We start from the raw sequence: 2,287 nt of genomic DNA on the forward strand, positions 1-2,287 counted from the left end.
GCCAGCTGCTTCGCTTTCGCTGAATCACCAGACATCAGTGCATTATGGATGGCAGCATTTCTGTCTGCTTCAAGCAGGATGGTTGTCTCCTGAAGAATAGACAGTTCGTTTTATTCTTCCGGACTCAGACCACCATTTGCACGGGCTTTCTTCAGTAACTCACGGGTACGGTTGGCATAGTCAGCTTGTAATTTGCTGACTTCATTGGCTTTATCGACACAGCTCTGAGCACCTGTACACTCTACGACACTCTTTTGCTGTTCCGCTGAGATCTGCCTGTACTTCTCTGTGACGGTTCCGTCACAGACTTTGTTGCCCTGGCACTGTGATATTTCCTCAACGCGGGACTGGTTTTGCTTAACGCTCAGCGCATTATTCTCAACAAGGTATTATTGCTGGACTAACGGAAGACAAAACATCAATAACATCATCACCTGTAACTATTAAGTAATGATTTATAAAGTCGCCATCATGAATATTGGCGCTTTGCTCATTAAACCATGATAAATAGTTAGAGCTTTCTACTACGTAGACCCCTGTAACCATCTTACCTTCTAGCTCATCTTGCATCTTCAATAAATCACCTTCATCTGTGACGCGAAAAGAATGTATCCATTCAAATACAACTCGAAATTTATTATTAATATCCTCATCACTTGATGATAAAGTTAACTCAAGTACTCCAGAAAAATATTTAACATCAATTAATTGCTTGTTTTTAAAGCAATATCCATCATATTCAATATTCAGTATTCTTTCAGTCATATGGCATCACTCATCATATCTAAATTTAATTCTATTCTTACCAGACTGTATTTCTAAAGTTGGTCTGCCATCTGTACTTCGTTCTCTGACAACTACAGTTCGGCCATCAGGAAGGTTACCAACCCTGCCACCAGGAATATCTTTAATTTCAGTAGGTTTTAATAGATCAAATTCTTTATTAGCAGCCTCACTGCCACCTGATCTTTCAAAAAGTTTTGATCGACCTATTGTTTCCTGACCTTTCGACGATAAAGACATCAGATCATCAGCAATTGTCTTCTGTTCACTATAACGAGCATTCTCTTCATCTTGCGGCTCCCAACCGCCCGGCGTACCCGAACCAGCTCCACCGTACTCAGCCTTTTCAGCATCCGTCATATTAACACCGGCATTCGGGCCAGTGGGCTGCTCTGTATCATCTGTCGAACAGGCTCGTCCGAAAGAGCACTGTGTTGCCTTATCCACTGCATCAAACAGGTCATCCAGCGCAGACGCCATTTTATCGTTAGCGTCCTGGGTAACCTTATCTCCCGGACTGACCGGAACGCCGGGTACAGGCACCGGAACAGGGGCTGGTACTAGTACTGCCACCGCATTATTCTCAACCGCATTCTTACCCGCACCCGCCCCTGATATTGCATCACCTGAGGAGTCAGAAGCAATACCGCTTGCTAAACCTGCAGCCAGTTGACTGAGAGCACTCACGGATTCTTTCTCACTTTCTGATAAATCACCGGCGTTTTTGCCCGGATACATTGCTGCGACGATGGCTCTTGCTGTCAGCTCTCCTGCCATTGCGCCTGTGGCACCTGCCACGGCATTGTTATCTGCAAGCTGTGCCAGTACTGCACCAGCAAGGGCGTGAGCCATGGTGTTGGCCAGCAGATTAGTCTGTTCTTTACCGTCCACCATGGTTGTGGTGGCTTTTTTGATTGTGTTAGCGACATAAGGCGCCATGACGCCACTTGCCGCTGCTCCCAGATCGTTGGCACTTAATCCGCCAAGCGCTGCTGAAACCGCGGCGGCGGCCATGGAGTAAGCTCCTCCCATCCCCCATCTGGCAGAGACGGCTTTGTAATCACCATCACTTTCAATCAGCTCGTTGAAATCTTTGGCCGGCAGATCAGCGTATTCAGGATGCTCTTTAATCAGTTTCTCAGCAGTTGCCTTCTTCGCTTCGTCAAGTTTGTAGCTGGTGACGTCACTGACAATTTGCCCGGCAAGTTGCTGGACACCCTGGGCAAACTCCATCTGGCGGGCCACTTTGTCTTTATCGAAAATCTTGTCGATATGGCCGTTAGCGCTTTCTGTATCACGGCTGAGATCGGACACATTCTGTATCTGGTTTTCACTGTCTCTGACCGTGACAGAACCGTCCGAAACAGCAGATTTTGTGACGCCGGAAGCATTGCCATGAGCATTCACAGAAGTTGGTAACACCATACCGGACGTGTCACCACCCGTATGGCCTGAACCACCATCTGGTTTTTACTGCCGGTGCCATACTCACCTATGACGTCCT

2 protein-coding genes are annotated in these 2,287 nt (G+C 47.0%); both read right to left on the reverse strand.

Annotation, left to right across the window (positions count from 1 at the left end; translation table 11 throughout):
* Positions 1-378 precede the first annotated feature (378 nt).
* Positions 379-765 (reverse strand): hypothetical protein, encoded by a 387-nt coding sequence (locus AAH446_RS19570; RefSeq protein WP_342908341.1) that lies wholly within the window; start codon positions 763-765, stop codon positions 379-381.
* Between the two features lie 6 nt (positions 766-771).
* Positions 772-2,208 carry a VENN motif pre-toxin domain-containing protein gene (locus AAH446_RS19575; RefSeq protein WP_342908342.1) on the reverse strand — a complete coding sequence of 479 codons (1,437 nt, stop codon included), beginning with the start codon at positions 2,206-2,208 and terminating at the stop codon, positions 772-774.
* Positions 2,209-2,287: the final 79 nt, after the last annotated feature.

This window comes from Erwinia psychrophila, assembly GCF_039023475.1.
Taxonomy (GTDB): Bacteria; Pseudomonadota; Gammaproteobacteria; order Enterobacterales; family Enterobacteriaceae; genus Erwinia.

What these genes read in the sequence shown, in the direction of transcription:
- AAH446_RS19570 (WP_342908341.1), bottom strand. Translation starts at nt 765, where the DNA reads ATGACTGAAAGAATACTGAATATTGAATATGATGGATATTGCTTTAAA.
- AAH446_RS19575 (WP_342908342.1), bottom strand. Translation starts at nt 2,208, where the DNA reads ATGGTGTTACCAACTTCTGTGAATGCTCATGGCAATGCTTCCGGCGTC.